The organism is Lactobacillus juensis (genome assembly GCF_036246285.1).
GTDB lineage: Bacteria > Bacillota > Bacilli > Lactobacillales > Lactobacillaceae > Lactobacillus > Lactobacillus juensis.
Genome location: NZ_BTTS01000001.1, coordinates 53,643 through 74,856 on the forward strand (window position 1 = coordinate 53,643; position 21,214 = coordinate 74,856).

At 36.2% G+C, this 21,214-nt stretch carries 26 protein-coding genes and 2 other annotated features (1 of these 28 running past the window's edge); of the genes, 24 read left to right on the plus strand and 2 right to left on the minus strand.

Annotation, left to right across the window (positions count from 1 at the left end):
• Nucleotides 1–11: 11 nt before the first annotated feature.
• From mutM to AAA926_RS00385, 22 genes are all read left to right on the plus strand, one after another.
• Nucleotides 12–842 carry a DNA-formamidopyrimidine glycosylase gene (gene mutM / locus AAA926_RS00280; protein WP_265892445.1) on the plus strand — a complete coding sequence of 277 codons (831 nt, stop codon included), beginning with the start codon at nt 12–14 and terminating at the stop codon, nt 840–842.
• The gene (gene coaE / locus AAA926_RS00285; RefSeq protein ID WP_265892446.1) at nt 839–1,456 is read left to right on the plus strand and encodes a dephospho-CoA kinase; all 618 of its coding nucleotides are present in this window, start codon (nt 839–841) and stop codon (nt 1,454–1,456) included. Before mutM ends, coaE begins: the two co-directional genes overlap by 4 nt.
• Nucleotides 1,443–1,910, plus strand: a complete 468-nt coding sequence (nrdR, locus tag AAA926_RS00290; RefSeq protein ID WP_034980131.1) for a transcriptional regulator NrdR — start codon at nt 1,443–1,445, stop codon at nt 1,908–1,910. The genes coaE and nrdR overlap by 14 nt, the downstream gene beginning before the upstream one ends.
• A gap of 2 nt (nt 1,911–1,912) precedes the next feature.
• The gene (locus tag AAA926_RS00295) at nt 1,913–3,274 is read left to right on the plus strand and encodes a DnaD domain protein (RefSeq protein ID WP_338206360.1); all 1,362 of its coding nucleotides are present in this window, start codon (nt 1,913–1,915) and stop codon (nt 3,272–3,274) included.
• 10 nt (nt 3,275–3,284) lie between these two features.
• A complete protein-coding gene (dnaI, locus tag AAA926_RS00300; RefSeq protein ID WP_265892448.1) occupies nt 3,285–4,184 on the plus strand; it encodes a primosomal protein DnaI in 900 nt (299 codons plus the stop codon).
• Nucleotides 4,185–4,502: 318 nt separating this feature from the next.
• Nucleotides 4,503–6,437 carry a threonine--tRNA ligase gene (thrS, locus tag AAA926_RS00305; RefSeq protein ID WP_338211657.1) on the plus strand — a complete coding sequence of 645 codons (1,935 nt, stop codon included), beginning with the start codon at nt 4,503–4,505 and terminating at the stop codon, nt 6,435–6,437.
• Between the two features lie 209 nt (nt 6,438–6,646).
• Nucleotides 6,647–7,384: an amino acid ABC transporter ATP-binding protein gene (locus tag AAA926_RS00310; protein WP_045928316.1), complete on the plus strand. Its 738-nt coding sequence runs from the start codon at nt 6,647–6,649 to the stop codon at nt 7,382–7,384.
• 14 nt (nt 7,385–7,398) lie between these two features.
• Nucleotides 7,399–8,217 (plus strand): transporter substrate-binding domain-containing protein, encoded by an 819-nt coding sequence (locus tag AAA926_RS00315; protein ID WP_198178849.1) that lies wholly within the window; start codon nt 7,399–7,401, stop codon nt 8,215–8,217.
• On the plus strand, nt 8,214–8,852 hold the full coding sequence (locus AAA926_RS00320; RefSeq protein WP_338211658.1) for an amino acid ABC transporter permease: 639 nt from the start codon (nt 8,214–8,216) through the stop codon (nt 8,850–8,852). Before AAA926_RS00315 ends, AAA926_RS00320 begins: the two co-directional genes overlap by 4 nt.
• 13 nt (nt 8,853–8,865) lie before the next feature.
• A complete protein-coding gene (locus AAA926_RS00325; RefSeq protein ID WP_338211659.1) occupies nt 8,866–9,519 on the plus strand; it encodes an amino acid ABC transporter permease in 654 nt (217 codons plus the stop codon).
• A 64-nt stretch (nt 9,520–9,583) separates the two neighbouring features.
• Nucleotides 9,584–9,695 (plus strand) — a sequence feature (ribosomal protein L20 leader region).
• 37 nt (nt 9,696–9,732) lie between these two features.
• The gene (gene infC, locus AAA926_RS00330) at nt 9,733–10,245 is read left to right on the plus strand and encodes a translation initiation factor IF-3 (protein ID WP_034980154.1); all 513 of its coding nucleotides are present in this window, start codon (nt 9,733–9,735) and stop codon (nt 10,243–10,245) included.
• A gap of 22 nt (nt 10,246–10,267) precedes the next feature.
• The gene (gene rpmI, locus AAA926_RS00335) at nt 10,268–10,468 is read left to right on the plus strand and encodes a 50S ribosomal protein L35 (protein ID WP_034980158.1); all 201 of its coding nucleotides are present in this window, start codon (nt 10,268–10,270) and stop codon (nt 10,466–10,468) included.
• A gap of 35 nt (nt 10,469–10,503) precedes the next feature.
• The gene (rplT, locus tag AAA926_RS00340) at nt 10,504–10,860 is read left to right on the plus strand and encodes a 50S ribosomal protein L20 (protein ID WP_034980161.1); all 357 of its coding nucleotides are present in this window, start codon (nt 10,504–10,506) and stop codon (nt 10,858–10,860) included.
• Nucleotides 10,861–10,966: 106 nt separating this feature from the next.
• Entirely contained in the window at nt 10,967–11,491 is a 525-nt protein-coding gene (locus AAA926_RS00345; RefSeq protein WP_338211661.1) for a YqeG family HAD IIIA-type phosphatase, read from the plus strand.
• The gene (gene yqeH, locus AAA926_RS00350) at nt 11,484–12,599 is read left to right on the plus strand and encodes a ribosome biogenesis GTPase YqeH (RefSeq protein WP_338211662.1); all 1,116 of its coding nucleotides are present in this window, start codon (nt 11,484–11,486) and stop codon (nt 12,597–12,599) included. The genes AAA926_RS00345 and yqeH overlap by 8 nt, the downstream gene beginning before the upstream one ends.
• 8 nt (nt 12,600–12,607) lie before the next feature.
• Complete coding sequence (locus tag AAA926_RS00355) at nt 12,608–13,249, plus strand: nicotinate-nucleotide adenylyltransferase (protein WP_198178860.1); 642 nt, start codon at nt 12,608–12,610, stop codon at nt 13,247–13,249.
• Nucleotides 13,242–13,838 (plus strand): bis(5'-nucleosyl)-tetraphosphatase (symmetrical) YqeK, encoded by a 597-nt coding sequence (yqeK, locus tag AAA926_RS00360; protein ID WP_338211664.1) that lies wholly within the window; start codon nt 13,242–13,244, stop codon nt 13,836–13,838. Before AAA926_RS00355 ends, yqeK begins: the two co-directional genes overlap by 8 nt.
• A 9-nt stretch (nt 13,839–13,847) precedes the next feature.
• Nucleotides 13,848–14,195 (plus strand): ribosome silencing factor, encoded by a 348-nt coding sequence (rsfS, locus tag AAA926_RS00365; protein WP_045928307.1) that lies wholly within the window; start codon nt 13,848–13,850, stop codon nt 14,193–14,195.
• 6 nt (nt 14,196–14,201) lie between these two features.
• Nucleotides 14,202–15,356 (plus strand): nucleotidyltransferase, encoded by a 1,155-nt coding sequence (locus AAA926_RS00370; protein ID WP_198178863.1) that lies wholly within the window; start codon nt 14,202–14,204, stop codon nt 15,354–15,356.
• The gene (locus AAA926_RS00375; protein ID WP_338206364.1) at nt 15,357–15,911 is read left to right on the plus strand and encodes a YceD family protein; all 555 of its coding nucleotides are present in this window, start codon (nt 15,357–15,359) and stop codon (nt 15,909–15,911) included.
• A 152-nt stretch (nt 15,912–16,063) separates the two neighbouring features.
• Nucleotides 16,064–16,777 (plus strand): response regulator transcription factor, encoded by a 714-nt coding sequence (locus tag AAA926_RS00380; RefSeq protein ID WP_034980187.1) that lies wholly within the window; start codon nt 16,064–16,066, stop codon nt 16,775–16,777.
• Nucleotides 16,755–18,335, plus strand: a complete 1,581-nt coding sequence (locus tag AAA926_RS00385) for a HAMP domain-containing sensor histidine kinase (protein ID WP_338211665.1) — start codon at nt 16,755–16,757, stop codon at nt 18,333–18,335. The genes AAA926_RS00380 and AAA926_RS00385 overlap by 23 nt, the downstream gene beginning before the upstream one ends.
• A gap of 91 nt (nt 18,336–18,426) precedes the next feature.
• Here the strand turns inward: AAA926_RS00385 and yidC are convergent, their stop codons facing one another.
• Nucleotides 18,427–19,392 (minus strand): membrane protein insertase YidC, encoded by a 966-nt coding sequence (yidC, locus tag AAA926_RS00390; RefSeq protein WP_198178867.1) that lies wholly within the window; start codon nt 19,390–19,392, stop codon nt 18,427–18,429.
• A 33-nt stretch (nt 19,393–19,425) separates the two neighbouring features.
• A complete protein-coding gene (locus AAA926_RS00395) occupies nt 19,426–19,758 on the minus strand; it encodes an acylphosphatase (protein WP_232347672.1) in 333 nt (110 codons plus the stop codon).
• A 93-nt stretch (nt 19,759–19,851) separates the two neighbouring features.
• Between AAA926_RS00395 and AAA926_RS00400 the strand changes: the two genes are divergently transcribed.
• Nucleotides 19,852–20,622, plus strand: a complete 771-nt coding sequence (locus tag AAA926_RS00400) for a TrmH family RNA methyltransferase (RefSeq protein WP_338206366.1) — start codon at nt 19,852–19,854, stop codon at nt 20,620–20,622.
• An 80-nt stretch (nt 20,623–20,702) separates the two neighbouring features.
• A complete protein-coding gene (locus tag AAA926_RS00405; RefSeq protein WP_198178870.1) occupies nt 20,703–21,053 on the plus strand; it encodes a winged helix-turn-helix transcriptional regulator in 351 nt (116 codons plus the stop codon).
• 48 nt (nt 21,054–21,101) lie between these two features.
• Nucleotides 21,102–21,214, plus strand: a binding site (T-box leader); it runs 91 nt beyond the window's last position.

Sequence of the window (21,214 nt, forward strand, 5' to 3'; positions counted from 1 at the left end):
GAGTAATTTTAATGCCCGAAATGCCGGAAGTTGAAACTGTCAGGCGAACACTTCTTCCTCTTATCAAAGGAAAAACAATCAAAGAAGTAACTGTATGGTACCCAAAAATTATTACCGGAGATGCTAAAGAATTTGCAAGACAATTAACTGGAAAAAAGATAGAAAATATAGATCGGTACGCTAAATATCTGCTAATTCGTCTCAGTGACAATTTAACAATAGTGTCACATTTACGCATGGAAGGTAAGTATCGCTTAGTCAAAATAAATACTAAAAAAGACAAGCATGATCACGTGCAGATCATTTTTAGCGATAACTCGGCCTTACGTTATAATGACGTGCGTAAGTTTGGCCGGATGCAGCTGATAAAAACCGGAACAGAAAAAGAAAAAACTGGTATTGGCAAATTAGGTGCTGAACCCAACTCGGCAGCTTTTACCGTTTCTTATTTACAAAAAGGCTTAGCCCGTAAAAAGAAAAATATTAAAAATACATTGCTTGATCAATCAGTAGTGGCCGGTCTGGGTAACATTTACGTGGATGAGGTTTTGTGGGAAACAAAAATTCACCCACTAAGTATGGCCAATAGTATCCCAGATACAAAAGTTGCAGAACTGCATGATAACATTAATTCGCTGATAGAATTAGCCATAGCAGAAAGGGGTACTACAGTTCATACCTATCTAGATGCAAATGGCAAGACAGGTGGTTTTCAAAAAATGTTGCAGGTATATGGTCACAAGGGTGAACCTTGCATGCGTTGTGGTACGCCTCTTGAAAAAATTAAAGTAAACGGACGAGGTACAACATTTTGTCCTAAGTGTCAGGTGATTTACAAATGACAAAGATTTTAGGCTTAACCGGCGGGATAGCCAGTGGTAAAAGCACTGCTGATGTTTTTTTTAGAGAAAAACAAATACCGGTTATAGACTGCGATCAAATAGCTCACGATATCTTAAATAAAGGCGAGAAGGGTTATGAACTAGTATTAAAACAGTTTGGAAAAAGAATACTTAAGTCAGACCAATCTATCAATCGTTCAGCGTTAGGACAGATTGTTTTTGATGATGAAAAGCAGCTTGAAGCTTTAAATGAAATTACCCATCCGTTGATTTTTCAAGAAATACAGGCTAAAATTGCGCTAAACAACCGGAACAAAAATTCTTTGGTTGTTGTCGATGCACCAGTTTTATTTGAATCAAAGGGTCAAAAATATTGCGATTTTACCTTATTGATTGCAATACCAGAATCTCTGCAAATGAAGCGGTTAATGTTAAGGGATAATTTAAGTAAAGGTGCTGCTTTGAAGCGAATTCGTAGTCAGATGCCCTTGTCCCAGAAAGAAAAATTGGCTGATTTTGTGATTAATAATACTGGTACAAAGCAAGATCTGAAATCCAAATTAGAACAGTTGCTTCTTGAAATAAAAGGGGAGGACTTATATGGAATGTCCTAATTGTCATAAAAATGCATCAAAAGTCATTGATTCACGTCCCAGTGATGAAAATCGTGCAATTAGACGTCGCCGTGAATGCGAAAACTGTGGCTTTCGGTTTACCACGTTTGAAAGAGTTGAAACTACTCCTTTATTAGTGATTAAGAATGATGGTACTCGTGAACCTTTTAATCGTAAAAAAATTTTGCATGGCGTAATGGCGGCTGGTCAAAAGCGGCCGATATCAAGTACACAATTTGAAGAACTAGTCGACCATGTAGAAAACAAAGTCAGACAACAGGGGGTTAGCGAGATTTCTTCGAAAAAGATTGGTCAACTGGTAATGGATGAGCTGGCAAAAATTGACGATGTGGCCTATATTCGTTTTGCTTCCATTTATCGGGAATTTAAAGATATGTCCAGCTTTATGAAAACAATGGAAGATATGATTGCAAAAAGGGAAAAGGGTAATTAATTATGTTTGAGACAAATGATCCCAAACAGCCGTTTTTCATTACCAACAGAGTGGATATTTTTCCTAAAGATTTGCACATATTAATTAAATTGTATCAACCTCTTATTGGCTCCCTTGCTTTAGCTGTCTACTTAAGTCTAAATGAAGATTATAGTGCACAGGCAATGCTTTCTGATGCTAAGGGAATTTATACACTGCAAGAACAAACAGATTGTGATATAAAAAAGTTGTTTGGTGCACTGCACAAGCTTGAAGCCGTTGGATTGATTCAAACGAGACTGCTCGATAACCAAATTATGGGTCAGGTTTTGTGTTTCAAAATTAAGAGAGTTCCAGCAAGCAGTGAATTTTTTACAACTGCACTTTTAGCTAGTTTATTAAAAGAAAAAGTTGGAGTAACTGCCTTTAACAAATTGAGTCACGAGTTTGCCAGAGAAGCTAAACAAAATAAGAGTGAATTAAGTGGCATCAAAGAGGCACCTAATATTTCTGCTTCATTTATGGATGTTTTCCATTTATCCGATCAAGAAGCAATAGATCCTTCAATTGAGGTTAAAAAAGCTGCTCGAGAGAATAATTATTCTGCAAGCAATTATGCTGCTGTTAATAATCAAGATAATATTGACTGGGATTTTATGAAACAGCAATTCGAAATTTATCAAATAGCTGGCAGTGAAATTGATCAGAACAAAGAAGCTATTCGCGCAGTAATGCGCATATATGGGCTGACAGAGCAGGAATTTGTTGACGAGGCAATTCCTTGTTTGCATGGTGACTATCATTTAAATATGAAAGAAATTAAGCAAACTATTGCTAACAGCATTCATGGTAGTGCTACTCGCAGACATTTGCAAAGCAAGGCTAAAATACCTGAGAAATTTGATAATAATAGCCAATTAAATCAGGAAGAGCAAAAATTATTGCAAAAAGCACAGACTGATACTCCAGCACAGTTTTTATATCATTTAAAAGCTGAGAAAAATGATTATGTCGATGCGAGTGAATATCAAGTGTTAGACAGCCTATATAATGATAAGGGAATATCAGCGGAATTACTTAATGTTCTGACATATGCTTGTTTAAAAAGTGGCCCCAACATTTCTTTTCGTTTAGCAAACAAAATTTTGCATGATTGGCTGCAACATGGTGTTAAAACGGGTGCTCAGGCCTTGGATTACATGGACAAGAGGAAAAAAGCACAAGAACAAAGGCGAAGCAAGAGGTATAACCGCTTTGCTCCCAGAAAAACGGTTGAAAAGGGCACTGATTGGAACAAGCAAAAGCCAAAAGTAAAATCTGATGTCTCAAGTGCGGAGCTAAAAGAATTTTTCAAGAATTTTGAAGATAAAAATGGCATGAAGTAGGTGAAATAAAATGCAACCCATTAAAAAATTTATGGTTAAAGGACAAACTGCTAAAGCAGAAGACGAGAGTACCGCTAAAATTAAGCAAAAAGTTTTGGCTGAGCCCAAAGTGCAACAATTTATCAGTCAGCACCGAGCACAACTTAATGACAGTATAATTGATAAAAGCCTTCCGAGTCTTTTTGAATTTTATCTGAGCCAACATAAAAAAGATCCGGTGACCAAAGGATATTATCCGGATTTGATAATGAATAAAAATGCCATTAGTCTTAAATTTGTTCCTGAAGACAATAAACTGATTCATGACCAGGAAATTAATATTAAAAAGCACTTGCGTTTAATTAACTTACCCGAGGGTTTGCATGATGTTCGTTTAAGTAAAATTGAAATGACACCAGAAAGAACAGAAGTAATGACTGCTATTCAGCGCTTTTTGTATCGGTATTCACAAGATATTCACCAAAAGGGTCTTTATTTATCAGGTAATTTTGGTATTGGTAAAACGTATATTTTAGCAGGACTGGCAAATCAGGTAGCTGCAATGGAAAAATATGTCGTTTTTCTGCACGTTCCAACCTTCATTGCTAGTTTGTCCAGTCATTTTAATGACAATAGTTTACAAACTGAAGTACAAAAAATTGCTAATTCTGACTTGTTAATATTGGATGATATCGGTGCGGAAAATTTAAGTCAATGGTCACGAGACGAGGTCTTGGCAGTAATTTTACAGGCTCGAATGGACAATATTTTGCCAACCTTTTTCTCATCCAATTTTGCTATGGCTGATTTGGAGGACCATTTCAAGGAAACCAAAAGTTCAATTGAACCAGTGAAGGCTGCTAGAATAATGGAAAGAATACGTTCTTTAGCAACGGAAATAGTAATATCTGGACCTAATCGACGTCACTAAGTTATAAAAGATGCAAAATAATTTGATTTTTTAATGAAAATATACTTGCATTAAAAAATTATTGGGTTATAATTAAGTCCAATGAATGAACATGTTGCAACGCAACTCAGAGAGAAAAGCATTATTCTGAAAGCTTTCATTAGCGCTTGCAATCCACTCATTCATACCTAAATTTTGATAATGGGTTAGATTCCGTTAACAATCTATAACGAGATAGTTCATTTTCTTGAACTAAATTTTGGGTGGAACCACGTTAATTAACGTCCCAGTGCTTAATTGCACTGGGATTTTTTTGTTATAAAAATTTTGGAGGAAATAATGAGTTTTTCGATTACTTTGCCTGACGGCTCAAAAAAAGATTTTACAGATGCTGTTTCAATATCTGATTTAGCACATAGCATTGGTACATCTTTAGGTAAAGCAGCTCTTGGTGCAAAAGTAAATGGTCAAATTGTTGCTTTAGACTATAAGGTGAACAAAAATGCGGAAGTTGCAATTATTACCGACAGGGATAAAGAGGGCTTAGCAATTTTGCGTGATACCGTTGCATTCGTTCTTGAAGCTGTGGCCAAGAAGGCCTATCCTGAGATTCATTTTGGTGAACATGGAGCTGACGACGAAGGCTTTTACGTTGACACTGATAAAGAAAATCAAATAAAAATCAATGAATTACCTGACTTGGAAAAAGCGATCAAAAAAGCAATTAAAGCAGGAGAAAAGATTGAATCTAACTTAATGTCTAAAGATGAATTGGCTGCTGTATTCAATGAGGATCCTTATAAGAGTGAAATGCTTAAAGCTGAAAAAGGTGACCAAGTTCAAGTATACAAACTAGGCGACTTTATCGACTTTGGCTTTGATGCATTACTGCCTAACACAGGAAAAATTAAGCAATTTAAATTATTTTCAGTTGCCGGTGCTTACTGGAAAGGGCAATCTTCAAATCCTATGCTTCAAAGAATTTCAGGTACAGCATTTTTCAAGAAGGCAGATTTGGATGCGGACATTAAAAGACGTGAAGAAATTAAAGAACGTGATCATAGAACAATTGGTCGTGATCTTGATTTATTCTTTGTTGATCCAAAAGTTGGTGCCGGTTTACCATACTGGATGCCCAAAGGTGCCACAATTCGCCGGGTAGTAGAACGCTACATCATCGACAAAGAAGTCGCTGATGGCTACCAACACGTTTATACTCCAGTTTTAATGAACGTGGATGCTTATAAGACCTCAGGCCACTGGGCACACTATCGTGATGATATGTTTCCACCAATGGATATGGGTGACGGTGAGATGCTTGAACTGCGACCAATGAATTGTCCTTCCCACATTCAAATTTACAAACATCACATTCGTTCATACCGCGAGCTCCCAATTAGGATTGCAGAACTAGGTATGATGCACAGATATGAAAAATCTGGTGCTCTGTCAGGACTGCAACGTGTACGAGAAATGACTTTAAATGACGGTCATACATTTGTGACTTTAGATCAAGTTCAAAGTGAGTTCTCAAAAATCTTGACTCTAATTTTAGACGTTTACAAAGACTTTGACATCACTGATTACTACTTCAGACTTTCTTACCGTGATCCAAAGAATACTAAAAAGTATTTTGCTAACGACGAGATGTGGGAAAGAAGTCAGTCAATGCTGAAAAAGGCTATGGACGATATGGGACTTGACTATGTTGAAGCTGAAGGTGAAGCTGCATTTTACGGTCCAAAACTAGATATTCAAACTAAAACTGCTTTAGGTGCAGATGAAACAATGTCCACAATTCAACTAGACTTCATGCTGCCTGAAAGATTTAACTTAACCTATGTTGGTCAAGATGGTGAAGAGCACCGACCAGTTATGATTCATAGAGGAATTGTTGGTACTATGGAACGTTTCATAGCTTACCTGATTGAGATTTACAAAGGTGCTTTTCCAACTTGGCTGGCTCCAGTTCAAGTAGAAATAATTCCAGTAAATTTGGATGCCCATTCAGATTACGCCAAAAAAGTTCGCGACGAACTAAATAAACGTGGCTTTAGGGCTGAAGCAGATTTACGTAATGAAAAATTAGGTTACAAGATTCGTGAGTCACAAACACAAAAAGTACCATATACTCTTGTTTTAGGTGACAAGGAATTAAAGAACAATGGTGTAAACGTTCGTCGCTACGGTACTGAAGAAGAGGTAGCCAAGAGTTTTGACGAATTTATCAGTGAAATTAAGCAGGATGTTAAATCATATTCACGTGAAGAATAATCAAGTAAAAAATAGTAAAGATAAGTTTAATTTAATAGATTGCAGGAATAATTTGATGACTTAGACCTTAAATATAAAAACCGCTAAAATTTGCACGTCGAGTAACAAAATGTAGTGTTGACGGGATGCACTTTTGATTAATTAATCAATTGCTAAAAAAAGCTTGGTTTAAATAGTTGAATTAAGACTGCTAAAAAGGAGCATTAATTATGTCAATGGTAGAATTTCATGACGTGCAGAAATTTTATGGCAAATTTCACGCGTTGCATAGTATTAATTTACAAATCGATAAAGGCGAAACTGTTGTTTTAATCGGACCTTCCGGTTCCGGTAAGAGTACGCTTATTAGAACAATAAACCGCTTAGAGTCAATTCAGGGTGGAAAGCTGATAGTTAATAATCAGGATTTGTCCAATCCCAAGACTGACTCAAATAGGTTGCGCCAGGATGTCGGTATGGTTTTCCAACACTTTAATCTTTATAAAAACAAAAATGTTTTGGAAAATGTGATGCTGGCACCACGAATTGTCAGTCATATGCCTGAAGCTGAAAATAAAAAGCAGGCAATGCATTTACTTGATATGGTTGGAGTGGCTGATAAAGCCCAAAATATGCCAGCCCAAATATCTGGTGGTCAAAAGCAGCGTGTGGCGATTGCGCGCTCTTTAGCGATGCATCCCAAGTTACTGCTTTTTGATGAACCAACTTCAGCACTTGATCCAGAGATGATTGATGAAGTTTTACAAGTAATTAAAAAGATTACTTCTTCTAGCGATATGACCTCCTTGATCGTAACCCACGAAATGGGTTTTGCTAAGGAAGTAGCTAACCGTGTCATCTTTATGGATCAGGGTCAAATTGTTGAGGATGATGACAGTTCTTCCTTCTTTAAACAACCGAAAACAGAGCGGGCGCAACAATTTTTAAGCAAGATAATAGCGCATTAAGAGGGGGCAATATCATGAAAAAATTAATTTGCTCAATCTCGCTATTTTTGGGAATGTTCCTTTTATCTGGTTGTGGCAACAGTGTCACTGACCAGTCAGCTTTGAAAAATGTGCGCTCGTCCAATACCATTACTTGGGCCGTTGAAGGTGACAAAAAACTTTTTAGTCTAATCGATATTAGAGATGATCAAGAAAAGGGTTTCGATATTGATATGGCCAAAGCTGTTACCAGAGAAATTTTAGGTCCAAAAGGGCAGGCTCGTTTTACTCTTGCCACTTCACAGTCGAGAATACCTTTATTAAAAAATGGCAACGTTGACGCTGTAATCGCTACTTTGACAATTACTCCTGAAAGAGCTCAAGTAATTAGTTTTTCTAAACCATATTTTCAGGCTGGTAAATCCTTTCTTGTCCCTAAAGGGTCGAAAATCAAAAAGCCCAGTGATCTCAATGGCAAAACTGTAATCGGTATTGTTGGCGATAACTCTGTTGAGGCAGTAAAGAAAGTTGCCCCCAGAGCAAAAGTTGTCGCTATGCAAGATTATGGTCAAGCTGTATCAGCTTTGAAATCGCATCAAGGCGATGCTTTGACTAGTGATAATGGTATTTTATATGGTTTAGCGGCACAAAGTCCAGACAGCCTTGAAGTAACTGGAGGAACTTATACTAAAGAACCTTATGGTATTGCGGTCAATAAAAATCAAGAACCTTTTCACAGAGCTATTAATAGGGCGATAGATAAAATTCAAAAAAGTGGAGAATACAATCGCTTAATTAAAAAGTGGTTCGGTCAAGTTCCTGGTTTTAACTATAAGGAGATGTATATTAAATGATTCGTATCTTCAATAATTTTAGTAGTCAACTATTCGCTGGATTTGGCTGGACTATTTTATCAAGCTTGTTAACATTAGTATTTAGCCTAATTTTTGGAGTTTTATTAGCTCTTTTAGAGGTTATTCCTAATAAAGCGGCAAATAAAATCGGTAGAATTTACGTTGAGATTTTTCGTAATATCCCACTATTGATTATAGTAATGTTCTTTTACTTAATAGTTCCGAAATATTTTGTCAAAATAGACGGCTTTACTGCAGGTACAATCGGCTTGTTCTTGTATACTTCAGCATTTATTGCAGAAATAATTCGCTCTGGCATTCAGTCTGTTTCCCAAGGTCAGATGGAAGGTGCCAGATCTACAGGAATGACTTATAAGCAAGCTATGCGCTATGTAGTTCTTCCTCAGGCTTTCAAGATTGTTATTCCCCCATTAGGCAACCAATTTGTCAATTTAATCAAAGATTCGTCAATTTTGGCTTTTGTGGCTGGTTTTGATTTAATGTACCAGGCTAATGCAATTGCTTCTGTGACTTTTGATACTTTTAACAGTTATTTTGTAATCGGTGTGCTATATTTAATAATTACTATGCCGTTAAGTTATTATATGCAATATCTAGAAAAGAAAATGGCGTAGGGAGGCGACTAAAATGCAAACATGGATTAATGCCCTATCATGGTTAAACTTTGGTTTTCTATTAAAGGGGTTAGCAGTCACATTATTCATTTCAGTTTTTGCCATTGTGCTAAGTTTTGTTTTAGGATCGATACTGGGAATAATTCGCTATGCAAGAATTAAATTTATTTCAGCAATTGTTGGTTTCATTATTGACATTGTGAGAAACTTACCTTTATTATTGATTATCTTCTTTACCTATTTTGGTTTACCAAATATTGGTTTGAGACCAGGAGCAATTTTGTCGGCGATTATTGCAATGACAATCTTTGAATCAAGCATGATTGCCGAGATTGTGCGCTCTGGTATTCAGTCGGTTGCTGTAGGTCAAATTGAGGGAGCGAGATCTACAGGAATGACCTTTGTGCAGGCACTTTGGCACGTAGTTTTACCACAGGCATATCGGCACATGATTCCTACCATCATTGGTCAGTTTGTATCTTTGATCAAGGATACGTCATTAGCAACTATTATTGTCGTTCCTGAATTAATGCAACACGCACAGGTTATTTATGGTCAAAATGCAAACTATATTGTACCAATGTTTGCGGCCTTAACACTTTTGTACTTTATTGTTTGTTTTACTTTATCAGCTATTGGTAATAGGCTTAATAAACATTTAGCATAAATCAAAGTATTAAAAACTCATCTTATTGACACATTTGCAAAAGACGAGTATAATTACGAAAGTTGAGAACAAGAAGAAGTTTCCCGCTTCTCGCCTAAGTTAAGTTAACCTCTAGGCTGATCGATATTTTCTGTTGATTAAGGGCGGGTAAAGTTTACCCGTCTTTTTCTTGTCCTCAGATTAACACGGAGGTGAAGAATTATTCCAAGGAATTTGATATTGAACGATCAAATTCGCGCTCGCGAAGTTCGTTTAATTAATGAAGATGGTGAACAAGTTGGTGTTGTTACTAAAACTGAGGCTTTACGCCAAGCAAGTGTTGCAAATTTAGATTTAGTTCTAATTTCGCCTAATGCCAAGCCACCTGTTGCTCGTATCATGGACTATGGTAAATACCGTTTTCAGCAACAAAAGAAAGTTAAAGAATCTCGGAAAAAGTCTAAGACGGTTAGTGTAAAAGAAATTCGCCTAAGTCCAACGATTGAGGGTAACGATTTTAACACTAAGTTAAAACATGCGCGTAAGTTTATCACTAAGGAAGGTGCTAAGGTCCGCGTTTCGATCAGATTCAGAGGTCGAGCAATCACTCATAAGGAACTAGGTCGTGAAGTGTTGGAAAAAATGGCTGAAGCCACATCAGATATTGCTACTGTAATTAGCAAACCCAAGATGGAAGGCCGTTCGATGTTCTTAATGCTCGCTCCGAAGAGTGACAAAAATAATTAGTTAATTTGGAGGAATTAGAAAAATGCCAAAAATGAAAACCCACCGCGCTTCTGCTAAGCGTTTTAAGAGAACTGCTTCTGGTCAATTAAAGCGTCATCACGCTTTTACCGGCCACCGTTTCCACGGCAAGACTAAGAAACAACGTCGTCATTTGAGAAAGGCTGCAATGGTTTCACGCAGCGACTTGAAGCGCATCAAACAGATGCTCTCTCAAATGCGTTAATCAATACATAAAACGATATTTAGGAGGAATTTTAGATGCCAAGAGTTAAGGGTGGAACAGTTACACGTAAACGTCGTAAAAAGATTATGAAGCTTGCCAAGGGGTACCGTGGCGCAAAGCATATGCAATTTAAGGCTGCAAGTACACAGTTATTTGTATCTTACAGATATGCATTTCGTGACAGAAGAAGACGCAAGAGCGACTTCAGAAAGTTATGGATTGCCAGAATCAATGCTGCAGCAAGACAAAATGATATTTCATATTCTAAGTTAATGCACGGCTTGAAATTAGCTGGTGTTGATATTAACCGTAAGATGTTAGCTGATATTGCTTATAACGATTCAAAGACCTTTGCAAAATTAGCAGAAACTGCTAAAAAGGCTTTAAATTAACCAAAAATGGCGCTTATGGCGCCGTTTTTTTATGTCGAAATTTAGCACTTGCAGTAGATAATTTGGTATATTAAACTAGTGCAATGATAGATAAGAAGGAAATTGAATGTTATTCAGACCACACTATACAATTGACACGATTTATCATTTAGATATTAAAGTGCTAAAGCAAATAGGTATCAAAGCTGTATTTTCAGATCTAGACAATACTCTTTTAGCTTGGAATGAATTTGAAACTGCTGCAAAAATGAATAATCTCAATAAAAAACTAGCTCAAGCTAATATTAAATTAGTCGTGATTTCTAATAACAATGCGGAAAGAGTGGGCAAAGTTTTAAATCCTTATCACATTGACTTTGTAGCCAAATCGAAAAAGCCGTTGCCCTTTGCCATAACTAAAAAGAGAAAGAGCATGGGGTTAAAAAAAGACCAGGTTATGATGGTTGGTGATCAGTTAATTACAGATATACAGGCAGGAAATTTGGCTGGTGTAGAATCCGTACTAGTAAAACCGCTTATTCAAACTGATAAGTGGAATACGCGTATTAATCGTTTTTTTGAGAAAATTATTTTTTTCTTTTTAAACCTTTCACACCCGGTTACATTTAAGGAGACATTAAAAAATGGATGACCAAATTATTTGTATTGGTTGCGGAGCAGTTCTTCAAGCTGATAATGCAGAAGAAGCAGGTTATTTGCCTGCCTCTCGTTTAAAACAGGCGCAAGAGAGTGGAGCTGACGGCAACGATATCTATTGTCAACGTTGTTTTCGTTTACGCCATTATAATGAAATCATGCCAGTCAAGGCTGACAATGATGATTTTTTAAAATTATTAAACTCCTTGTCAGAGAAGAAAGCCTTAATTGTCAATGTCGTAGATCTATTTGATTTCACTAACTCCTTGCTTTCTGCAATTAAACGTTTTATTGGAAAGAATGATTTTATTCTTGTTGGCAATAAATTTGATCTTTTCCCGCAAAATTCGCGTCAAAGCAAAATAAAGGATTGGATGCGACAAGAAGCCAATCGTATTGGTTTACATCCTAAAAAAATATTTCTGGTAAGTGCAAAACGCAAGACTAATTTGCCAGAACTGATAGCGTATTTAGATCAAAACTCACATGATCAAGATGTTTATTTTGTAGGAACAACTAATGTAGGTAAATCCACTCTTCTTAATGCAATTATTGACCAGATGGGTGAAATTCAGAACTTGATTACCACTTCCCGCTTTCCGGGAACAACACTTGATAAAATTGAAATACCTCTGGCAAATGGTCATTTCTTAGTTGACACACCGGGTATAATAACGGAAAATCAACTGGCCACGCGTTTGAGCGCTCAGGAATTGAACCTGATTTCACCACAAAAGCAGCTTAAACCCGTAACTTTTCAGCTTAATCCAGGTAACACTTTATTTTTAGCTGGATTAGGCAGAGTAGACTTTTTAAAAGGGGAAAAAGCAAGTTTTACTGTTTATGCAGCACGGGGATTATATATTCACAGGACTAAAACGGAAAATGCTGATAGTTTCTATGCAAAACACCTTGGCGAATTACTTAATCCGCCATCACAAAATGCTGAGTTGCCGCCTTTAAAAGGACAGGAATATCATACTAAAGAAAAAAGTGATTTGCTCTTTGGTGGGATAGGTTTTGTTACCATTCCCGCAAATTGTTTGGTTAGAATATATACACCAGATAAAATTGGTTTAGGTATTAGACGTGCATTAATTTAGAGGATATAATGATTGCTATTGCTAAGAATTATCAAAAAACGCCAACTGTTGAAGTAGCCGAGGAAAAAATAGAGCCTAAAAAAGGCCGTCAAATCGGTATTTTTGGTGGAACATTTAATCCAATTCATTTAGGTCATTTAATAGTAGCGGAACAAGTATTGACTAAACTCCATCTTGATGAAGTTTGGTTTATTCCGACCAATGTTCCTCCTTTAAAGGATCAGCCAGTAGTTTCTGCCCAAGATCGTGCAAATATGCTTGAGTTGGGTACCCAAGATAACCCTCGGTTTCAAGTAAAATTATTTGAATTATATCGTGGAGGAGTTTCATATACAGTTGATACCTTAAGATATTTGCGTGAATCTCAACCCGAAAATCATTATTACTTGATTATGGGCAGCGATCAAGTTAATAATTTAGGAGAATGGAAAGAGCCTACTAAATTGGCCCAACTGGCAACTCTTGTTGGAGTTCAAAGAGCCGGATACCCCCAAAAAGCCAAATTGCCAATGATTTGGGTTGATGTTCCTGCCATTGCAATTAGTTCCAGCCTTGTGAGACAAACTATTGCAATTGGGGGCTCAATCAGATATTTAGTACCTGATACAGTGAGAAATTATATTCAGAAAAAAGGCTTATATCATGAATGATTTATTTTTCAAAAAGACTTATTCAACTTTATCTAGTGCTGAAATTGTGGCTAAGGAAAAAAGTAATATGACTGAAGATCGTTTCAAGCATTGTATTGGGGTTAGCAAAACTGCTCAAAAATTAGCCGAGCTAAACCAATATGATATAGATAAAGCCGCATTAGCCGGATTTATACATGATTATGCAAAACAAGTTTCAGTTGAGGAATATCGTGAAGTTATTAAAACCAAGGGTTTTGATCAAGATCTGTTAAATTGGAATCGCAGCATTTGGCATGGTATTGTGGGTACATATTTTATCCAGAGAGATCTGAAAATTACTGATTCAGAAATTTTAACGGCAGTACGCAGGCATACAACAGCAGACGTTGAAATGACGACTTTAGATAAAATTGTATTTATGGCTGATTACATTGAACCCGGCAGGTCGTTTCCAGGAGTTGAAGAAGCGCGTAAAATAACTTATGCTAATCTTGATGAGGGAGTCGGCTATCAATTAGCACATACTCTTGGATTTTTAATTGAGAAAAGAAATAAAATTTATCCACGTACTTTAGACGCTTATAATGTTTGGGGTATTAAAGAATAAGGAGAAAAATTGACTAGTAAAGAAATTTTGGCTTTTACTCTAAAGGCAATTAGTGATCGTCATGGAGAAGATACTGCAGCTTACGATATGCAAGGTCACAGTATTTTAGCTGATTATTATGTTGTGACCAGTGCTGGTTCAAACAGACAATTACATGCGATAGCTAATGCTATCATTGATGAAGCTCACAAGGTTAATTATTATGATTATCGCGTTGAAGGCACGAGTGAATCAAATTGGCTTTTGCTCGATTTAGGCGATGTTGTTGTAAATGTTTTTACTGAAGATGCACGTGATTTTTACAATGTTGAAAAACTGTGGGTTAACGGTAAAAAATTAGAATTAAAGGAAGATTAGCTAACAATGAGTGTAGTAGGGATCATAGCGGAATACAATCCCTTCCATAGTGGGCATGAATTTTTAATGAATCAGGCTCGATATATTGCAGGCAGTAAGGACCCAATCATTGTTGTCATGTCAGGCAATTATGTTCAACGTGGGGAAATGGCAATTATGGATAAGTGGTCTCGCACGCAAGCAGCGCTTGAAAGTGGAGCTGATTTAGTATTTGAACTGCCATTTTCCACTTCGGTTGAACCAGCTGATTTGTTTGCACTTGGCAGTATAGATCAATTGGTCAAAGTTGGCGTTACTGACTTAATTTTTGGTGTTGAAGATGCTACACAAAATTATGCTTATTTAGGTAGTAAGATTGCTGAAATCCCACAAAGTCATATGGACTTTAATGATTACAGTCAAACTTATTCAACCCAATATAACCAAATGGTAGCAAGAGAAGTTGGTCATGAAGTTAGTGAGCCCAATGCGATTCTTGCTTTGGCTTATGCTGTTGCTAATCATAATCTGGGAACTCCCTTAGTTTTGCATCCAGTTAATCGGATTGGTGCCGGACATGACGATGTTTTGCAGAGCAACAAAGTTGTTCAAAGTGCCAGTGCAATTCGCAATATGATTCTCCATAATGAGACTAATTATACTTTAGAGCAATGGCTGCCTAAAAAAGAGGTACAGCTTTTATTCCAACAGAAAAATTATCCAAATTGGAATCTGCTGTTTCCCTTTTTGAAGTATAGGTTGGAATCTTCTTCAGTTTCAGAATTGAGAAGAATATACCAAATGAGTGAAGGTCTGGAGTATAAAATGAAACATGAAATTCATGCAGCACAAACCTTTACGGAATTTTTGCGAAGAGTTAAGTCAAAGCGTTATACATATTCGCGCTTGCGCCGTCTTAGCCTTTATACACTTTTAAATGTAACTCAGGAAGACATGATTGATAGCTTTAACTATGAATCGCTTCTACTTCTAGGCTACAGCAAACTTGGGAGAAAATATCTTAAAGAAATTAGGAAAAAAACATCTGCGAATATTATTTCGAAGGTTGATCAAAAAAATACTAAAAATGGTTCAATGAAATTACAATTACGGGTTGATCGCTTTTTTGAGCAACTTATGGCAGTTGATCAAAACTTTGGTCAACGTCCGCTGGAGGTCTAAATGTTAACTTTAAATTTTATTCAAATAAAAAATAGTAATGAACCTCTGACCCATATTGAATGCGAGCTTGAATTAACAGAGGAATTTATCAAGCGAAGTCATGGCTTAGTTTATCGAGTTGATAATGTGACCGTTTCAGGTGATGCATTTTACAATCAACCATATGTTACAGGAGACTTTCAAGTCCAAGCCAGTCTGATTGTTCCTTCTAGCCGTAGTTTGAATCCTGTTGAATATACAGAAAATTTTCGCTTTAGTGAGAATTATACGGATGTAGATGTGGCTAAAGAAGAAATTGCTGAAAGTGACATCCCAATCGTAAAAGTAAAAAACGAAGTTATTAACTTGCAAAAAGCAATTGAAGACAATATTTTACTGAATATTCCAACTATAATTTTGACTGCAGAAGAAAGAGAACAAAATATTTATCCTGAAGGAAAAGGTTGGGCTGTGATTTCAGAAGACGAGTTTGATAAGAAAGAAAAGGAGCAAATAAACCCTGCCTTTGCTAAATTAAAAGATTTATTTAAAGAAAATAATGAGAACCACAATTAGTTAAATAAGAATAATTAAATATAATTAGAAATCAGTATTGTTGAAATGCTGGTTTTTAATCTTGTTTTAAAAGCATTTTTAAAGTATGCTTTACTTGTTGACAAGAATTAAATTAAATTAATCAAAATTAAGTTTTAAAAGGATGACGAAAAATGGCAAGAATATTAATTGTTGAAGATGAAAAAAATTTGGCGCGTTTTGTGGAATTGGAATTAAAACATGAAAAATATGATACCGTGGTTGAAAGTAATGGTCGTAAGGCCTTAGATTTGGCTTTAAAAGAAGACTTTGATGCGATTCTGCTAGATCTTATGCTTCCTGATCTTAACGGTTTAGAAATTGCCCGTCGAGTTCGTCAAGTTAAGAGCACACCAATCATTATGATGACTGCACGCGATTCTGTTATTGACCGTGTTTCTGGTCTTGATCATGGTGCCGATGATTATATTGTTAAGCCATTTGCAATTGAAGAACTTTTAGCTCGCTTACGTGCAGTTTTACGTCGTGTCAAGATTGAAAAAGATGCTTCAGACGATTCAGTTGAGAAGAAAGTGGTTAAATTTAAAGACCTTACTATTGAAACTGCTAACAGAATTGTTCGTCGTGGCGATGGTAAAGCCGTTGATTTAACTAAGCGTGAATATAACTTGCTCATGACCTTGATTAAGAATAAAAATAACGTTGTTAGCCGTGATCAGTTGCTCGCAAAAATTTGGGGTCCGGGCTCAAATATCGAAACTAACGTTGTCGAAGTTTATGTACGTTATTTACGCAATAAAATTGACGTTCCTGGCAAACAATCATATATCAAGACGGTTCGTGGAACTGGATACATGGTAAGAGATGAGGATGATGAAAAGAAGTAAAAATAGATCAAAAGAGACCAAGCACTCATCGCTTGTATTACGGTGGGTTAGTGTCGTTGCCTTGACGATTATGGTCTCTTTTATTGTTTTTTCCGTAATAATATATTCATTTGTTGGTCAGCAATCGATGGTCCAGCAAAAGCAGACATCTAATGAGATGGTAAGCAAACTCAATAGTAGTTTGAACAGAATTCCAAATCAGTTAGAAATTGCAAATGTTGTTCCTGCATTAACACCATCGACCAGAGAAGTATTAAAAGGCAATCCACCGATAGGTTCTGACGAACGCAAAAGCAGTGCATTTAATGACGACTTGTTGTCATCACTGACGAACCCTGATTTGAGTGTCGTCGTTTATAACCTTAGACAAGAGGATGTCTTTGATAATGGTGGCAAAATTTTACCTTTTAAAAAAATAAAAAGTGACTATGAGATGACTCGCGTTAATAAGAATCATAAACAAGAATTAATTACTTATCAAAAGGTTAGAGCTGCTCATTCAGGAAAAGTTACAGGATATATTGTTGTTGCCAATAAAATGACCTACTATAACGGGTTAATGAAAGACCTTTTAAAGTGGATGGTGAGAATTTCTTTAATTGCCATCGTATTTTTTACATTAGTAGCTTATATAATTGTTCGCGACATTGTTAAGCCTGTAAAAGAAATGTCCCGGGTTGCTATGGAAGTCAATGATGATCCTAATAGTACAGCCAGAATCAGGGATTTTCACCGTCATGATGAATTGCAAGAATTAGCAGTTTCTTTTAACCAAATGCTAGATCGGATGCAACGCTATATTGATCAGCAAAAAGAATTCGTGGGCGATGTGTCTCATGAGCTACGCACACCTGTTGCGGTAATTGAAGGTCATTTAAACATGCTCAAACGCTGGGGTAAGGACGATCCGGAGATTTTGGAAGAATCAATAGATGCCTCTTTACAAGAAGCTAAAAGGATGCAACATTTAATTCAAGAAATGTTGGATTTAACACGTGCGGAACAAATTAATGTGCAGTATCCTAATGCAGTCACCAAGGTTTCAGATGTTCTAAAACGGGTCGTTGGTGATATGTCACTTGTTCACAAGGATTTTGCCATCAGGCTGGACATGGATGATTTGCCAAGTGCTACGGAAATCCAAATTCATCAAGGGCACCTTGAACAATTACTTGTTATTTTAATTGATAACGGTATTAAATATTCTACAGATCGCAAGGAAATTAACGTATCAGCTGGCTTATCACAAGATGACGTGCATATTATAGTTCAAGATTTTGGTGAAGGTATTTCCGAAAAGGAACAAAGTAAAATTTTCAATAGATTTTACAGAGTTGATAAAGCAAGAACAAGGGAAAAGGGCGGTAACGGTTTAGGTTTATCAATCGCGCAAAAATTAGTTAATAGTTATCATGGAAAAATCAGTGTTGAATCTGTTGAAGGACAGGGTAGTCAGTTTATAATGCAATTTCCGGCACTTTCAAAGTCTCAATCCGAAAAACTGCATAAACGTGAACAAGCTGAAAAAGCAAAGAAAGATCAAAAAGAAACTAATTAAAAAAGACCTTTTAAGTCTATTGATTATTTGTTCAATGTAATCAAATTTAGACTTAAAAGGTCTTTTTGCTTCTGAATTTATAAATCAACAACTAGTGTCGTTTTTGTTGTTTTCCTTTGTTACGATTACGTAACTTTTCGTGCAATTCTTTCGTTTGCTCAGACTGAACCGGAGAAGCCGTTTTAACATTAAGAAGCTCGTCTACTTTTTCTTTTGTTACTACTTCTTTGATAGGTTCACGTTTTAATTCTTCATCAACCTCTTTTTTAACTTTAGGCATAATAACGAAGGAAACGATCAGTTGCTGAATAACAGAGAAGATGTTACCAGCTGCCCAATATAAAGCAACTGACCCAGAAACCGAAAGGCAGATGAAGAGCGTCATAATAGGATTCATGAGCATCATTGACTGCATTTGCTTTTTTTGCTCCTGCGGTATGCCAACAAGTGAAAGGTAACCTTGTAAGAATGCAAAAATAGTTGCGATAACAGTTACCGAGATGGATCTGCTACTTAATGAAATGCCAAAGAATGAAGAACTAGCCAAGCTTTGTGAGTACATCACTGCATCGTAAATTCCAATCATAATTGGAAACTGGATAATTAATGGCAAACACCCCATTCCACCTGTTAACGATAAGTGGTTACTGGAATATAGTTCACGCTGCCAGCCAGCCAATGTCATTTGTTGGTCCTGGTTGAGATCTTTGCGCTTCATAGTATCCTGAATTAGCTTCATCTGCGGTTGCAGGCGTGCCATTTTTTCTTGCTGGGTAGTTGATTTCTTTTGCTGATTAAGCATTAACGGCAAGAGAATCATTCTAACTACAAATGTCATTATGATAATGGCCCAGCCAGCCCCATTAGCTCCACCTATGAGGTTAGAGAAGTAGAGCATGATATTCTGCATCGGCTTACCAATAAACTTATAAATCGACCCGTATATAAAGCCTGTTGGCGGCTTATTAACTCCTCCATTTTGTGCACAAGCAGTCACAAATAACATGACTGCTAAGCAAACAGTAATTAATCCGATATATTTGCGAAATTTTTTCATTCAATTCACCCAATTATTATTTTTTGCCAATAACTAATATAATACATGAAAACCGCTCATTTTGCTTACTTTTGTTAGTTTTTCTTTTTTAATATTTGAAATTCGCGCAAATTGAGAAATATTCTTAGGCAACTCAGAACAAAATTGATTGACTCGGCTTAATTCAGCTTGTAAAGTAATTGTGACAGTTTCATCACTGTTATTGCGAACACTGCCAGTCATCCCCATTTTTTGAGCAAGGTTTAACACGCTCCAGCGAAAACCTACACCTTGAACGATACCTGAAACAGTTAACTGCCAAGTTTCTTTTGAATCATTGGTCGGATTGCTTTTTCTTTTGTTCATGTGCTTGTTAAAAAATCCCATAATAATCCTTCCTAGTCCTGCTTTCTTGATTTTAACATTTTATCAGCTTGAAATTAAAATAATATATTGATAAAGATGAAAGAAGAGATTTAGATGTCAGAACAAATAAGTTCCGTAAATAATAAGCTAATAAAAAATTTAACTAAATTAAAACAAAAAAAATATCGCCAAGAAAATGGATTATATATGATTGAAGGCTTTCACTTGGTTACAGAGGCCTTCAAAGCAAAAAAAAGCTACGAGTATCTTTTAGGGACTGAGGAAGCTTTAGCTGAGATCAAAGATATTTTTCCCCAATTAGTGACAAGCAAAAAAACTGTCATAATCAATTTTTCCGTTGCTCACCATCTTGCAAGTACCAAAAATTCTCAAAATATTTTTATGGTATTAAAAATTAGTCAACCGCAAAATTACCATTTTAATTTTGGTAAGTGGGTATTGCTAGATCATCTGGCAGATCCTGGAAATGTGGGAACAATCATCAGAACTGCAGATGCAGCGGGATTTAATGGAGTCGTTTTATCCCCTGAAAGTGTTGACATCTATAATCCCAAGACGCAACGCGCAATGCAGGGCAGTCAATTCCATATCAATGTAATTACTGAAAACTTATCAACGGTTATAAAAGAAATGCAGGATAATACAATACCAATTTATTCAAGTATGTTAGATAAAAATGCTAAGGAATTACCAGAATTTAAAAAAGTACCACAAGTTGGTATTGTTATTGGTAACGAAGCACATGGGGTTACTTCAGAAGTAGCAGAAATCTGTGATCAGAAATTATATATTCCTATCAAAGGTCAAGCCGAATCTTTAAATGCTGCTGTGGCAGCAGGTATCATTATTTACTATTTCTCTTAACTATTAATGCTTGTTTTTAGTAAGTATATTTAATATAATAAAAGGCGAAACAGACACTTTCTTGTGGGAGGGACGGTATCATGCCTCAAGGTATTAAGGACAAAAATTGTGCTAATTGTGGTGCTCCTAATTATGAGTACTGTAAACATTTTATTAACGCATTTAAAATTATTGGTAAAAAGTGGAACGGTTTAATTATTAGTTCACTCTGTGCCGGAGATTATATGCGCTTTAAAGATTTAGCACAATGTGTGCTGCCTTGCTCTGACCGTGTTTTAGTTGAAAGATTAAAGGAATTAGAAAAAGAAGATATTGTTAACCGTTCAGTTGACGGTAAAACAAAAATTATTTCTTACAGTCTGACACAAAAGGGTGAAGAATTAAAGCCCGTTTTTGATCAAATTCATGGTTGGGCCGATAAATGGGTCTAATTTGTCTAATCCTCTTGCATGTTTTTTAAAAAAGATATATTCTAATAACTAATTACGAAGAGTAAGACTAGTAGCAGCAATCATTTAGTCAGAGAGACCTTTTTATTGAGCTGAAAGAAAGGTTTAAACGGAACTGTGAATTTCATCTTACTAGTAGAATC